Origin of the sequence: Hyalangium sp., assembly GCF_035629615.1 — a bacterium.
In the GTDB taxonomy this organism is placed as follows: Bacteria; Myxococcota; Myxococcia; order Myxococcales; family Myxococcaceae; genus Hyalangium.
In genome coordinates this window covers 1-2,611 of sequence record NZ_DASPHO010000675.1, presented here as the reverse complement: position 1 = coordinate 2,611, position 2,611 = coordinate 1, and the positions used below count along the sequence as shown (strand labels likewise).

Sequence of the window (2,611 nt, the reverse complement as noted above, 5' to 3'; positions counted from 1 at the left end):
TGGTCGTCAACCCTACGCACATCGCGGTCGCACTCCGCTACGACAGCAAGGAATGCGAGGCGCCCTACCTCGTCGCCAAGGGGCAAGAGGAGGACGCGCTCGCGCTCCGGCGTGAGGCTCAACGCCGCGGAATCCCTGTGGTCCGGGACATTCCGCTGGCCCGCAGCCTCATCCACTACGACGTCGGGGAGCAGATCCCAGAGGAGCTCTATCAAGCGGCCGCCGTCGTGCTCCAGGTGGCGATGGAGTCTCGCGACACGGACGGCAGTCCACGGAGTCAGACGTCATGAACCCACTGGTGAAGATCCTCTCGAAGGCCCGGAAGTCCTCGGACGTGGTGCTCGCGGTGGCCATGGCCGCCGTCCTGGGCGCCTTGATCATCCCCCTGCCACCCTGGCTCCTGGACGTGGGGCTCGCGGTCAACCTGGCTGCGGCGGTGGCGCTGCTGGTCGCGGCGCTCTACGCGCAGGACGCGCTCAAGGTGACGGCCTTTCCCACGCTGCTGCTGTTCACCACGCTCTTCCGGCTCGCGCTCAACGTGTCGTCGACGCGGCTCGCGCTGGCCGAGGGGCACGCAGGCGAGGTCATCCAGGCGTTCGGCGAGTTCGTCGTGCGCGGGGACTACGTCGTCGGAGCGGTGGTGTTCGCCATCCTCACGCTCGTCCAGTTCCTCGTGGTGGCCAAGGGAGCCGAGCGCGTCGCGGAGGTCTCCGCCCGCTTCACGCTCGATGCCATGCCGGGCAAGCAGATGTCCATTGATGCCGACCTGCGCGCGGGAGCCATTGATCAGGCGCAGGCTCGCCAGCGCCGGCGCAACCTCGAGCGCGAGTCCCAGATGTTCGGCGCGATGGATGGCGCGATGAAGTTCGTGAAGGGCGATGTCATCGCCGGCCTCGTCATCGTGGCGGTGAACCTGTTGGGAGGCACCACCATCGGCGTCTTCCAGCAGGGCATGAGCCTGTCCGAGGCCGCCTCCACCTTCGCCCTCATCGCCATTGGCGACGGGCTCGTGTCGCAGATCCCCTCGCTGTGCATCGCGGTGGCAGCCGGGCTCGTCGTCACGCGCGTGGCCTCGGAGAAGGAGGAAGACTCGCTTGGCTCGGAGATCGGTGCTCAGTTCTTCGGGCAGGCGCGGGCCCTCTGGGTCGTCGCGGGGCTGTGTGTGGCGCTTGCCCTGATGCCGGGGATGCCGTTCCTGACCTTCTTCGGCTTGGGAGCGCTGCTCGGAGGGCTCGCGCACGCGCTCGGACAGATGCAGACGGCCGTGAGAAGGGAGGCGGCCTCGGCGGAGGCGAAGTCCCAGACGGCCACCGAGGGAACAGGGGCGATGGGGGAGGGGACGGGAGCAGCGCCTGCGAGCGCGGTGGCCCCCGTCGGAGTCTCTCCCCTCACGGTGGAGCTTGCGCCGGATTTGACGCCGATGGCGGAGGCGCAGGGAGGGGCCTTCGTCCACCAGCTGCTCAACCAGCTCCGAGACGAGATCTTCTACGAGCTTGGAGTCCGGGTCCCGGGCATCCGGGTCAGGACCCATGCGGCGTACCTGCCCGCTGGGGGCTACGCCATCCTCCTCGACGAGGTCCCCGCAGGAGCAGGGCAGGTGGTGCCGGGAGCCCTCTACGTACTCTCACCGCCGGATGAGCTGTCGTTCCTCGACCTTCCGCTCGAGCCCTCCGTGGAGCCCGCGACTGGGAGACCGATCAGCCGGGTGGCCGAAGCTGGCCGTGCTCGGCTGGAGCTGGCGCAGGTCCCCACCCGTCAGCCGGGGGAGCTCATCGTGGACCACTTCCGAAGCATTCTGCGTACCCGCGCCGAGAGCCTGCTGGGAGTCCAGGAGGTGCAGGGACTTCTGGAGGGACTCGAGACGCAGGCTCCGATGCTGGCGAAGGAGGCGCTCCAGAAGGTCCCACTGCCGCTGCTCACCGAGGTGCTGCGCAAGCTCGTGCAGGAGCAGGTGAGCATCCGGAACATGCGGGTGATCCTGGAGGCGCTCGTCTCACCCACCACGGAGGGGGACGCGACGGCCCTCGCGGAGCGCTGCCGCCAGGCGCTGCACCGCTACCTGAGCCACAAGTTCGCTCCCGCGGGGCCGCTGTATGCCTACCTCGTCGATCCAGAGGTGGAGGAGGCGCTCCGAGGAGCTGGGCCTCGGGGGCCGGCCCCTGCGCCCGAGCGCGTCGCGGAGATCCTGGAGGGAGTGCGGCGCATCGCTACGGAAGGGAAGGCGGTGCTCCTGACAGCACCAGATGTGCGCAGGACACTCCGACGCCTCATCGAGGGGGCCTTCCCCGAGGTGGCCGTGCTGACCTACGGCGAGCTGGACGTGGACCTGCAAATCCGGCCTCTGGGGCGCCTGGCGCCCGTGCCCATCACCGCATGAAGGAAATCAAGGACTTCAGGTGCCAGTGTGGCCCTTGGTCGGATCGGACAGGTCCGGCTGGGCGGCCTGCGGAGCCGGCCGGTTCACCCGGTCCCGCAGCTCCTTGCCCGTCCGGAAGAGCAGGCCCCGCTTGGGCTTCACCGGGATGACCTCACCCGTCTTCGGGTTGCGGCCCTTGTAGCCCTGGTAGCTCTTCACGTGGAAAGCACCGAGTCCGCGGATCTCGATGTTCTC

At 68.8% G+C, this 2,611-nt stretch carries 3 protein-coding genes; 2 read left to right on the top strand and 1 reads right to left on the bottom strand.

Going from position 1 to position 2,611, the window contains the following annotated elements:
* Both VD972_RS34160 and VD972_RS34155 read left to right on the top strand, forming a co-directional pair.
* Positions 1-290, top strand: a 290-nt coding sequence (locus VD972_RS34160; RefSeq protein ID WP_324992993.1) for an EscU/YscU/HrcU family type III secretion system export apparatus switch protein, incomplete at its 5' end; no start/stop codon positions are given.
* Positions 287-2,377, top strand: coding sequence for a flagellar biosynthesis protein FlhA (locus VD972_RS34155; RefSeq protein WP_324992992.1), 2,091 nt, complete (start codon positions 287-289; stop codon positions 2,375-2,377). The genes VD972_RS34160 and VD972_RS34155, both read left to right, overlap by 4 nt.
* Before the next feature lie 15 nt (positions 2,378-2,392).
* Here VD972_RS34155 and VD972_RS34150 read toward each other — a convergent pair.
* Positions 2,393-2,611: HU family DNA-binding protein (locus tag VD972_RS34150; protein WP_324992991.1), on the bottom strand; the 219-nt coding region annotated here is incomplete at its 5' end.

What these genes read in the sequence shown, in the direction of transcription:
- VD972_RS34155 (WP_324992992.1), top strand. Translation starts at nt 287, where the DNA reads ATGAACCCACTGGTGAAGATCCTCTCGAAGGCCCGGAAGTCCTCGGAC.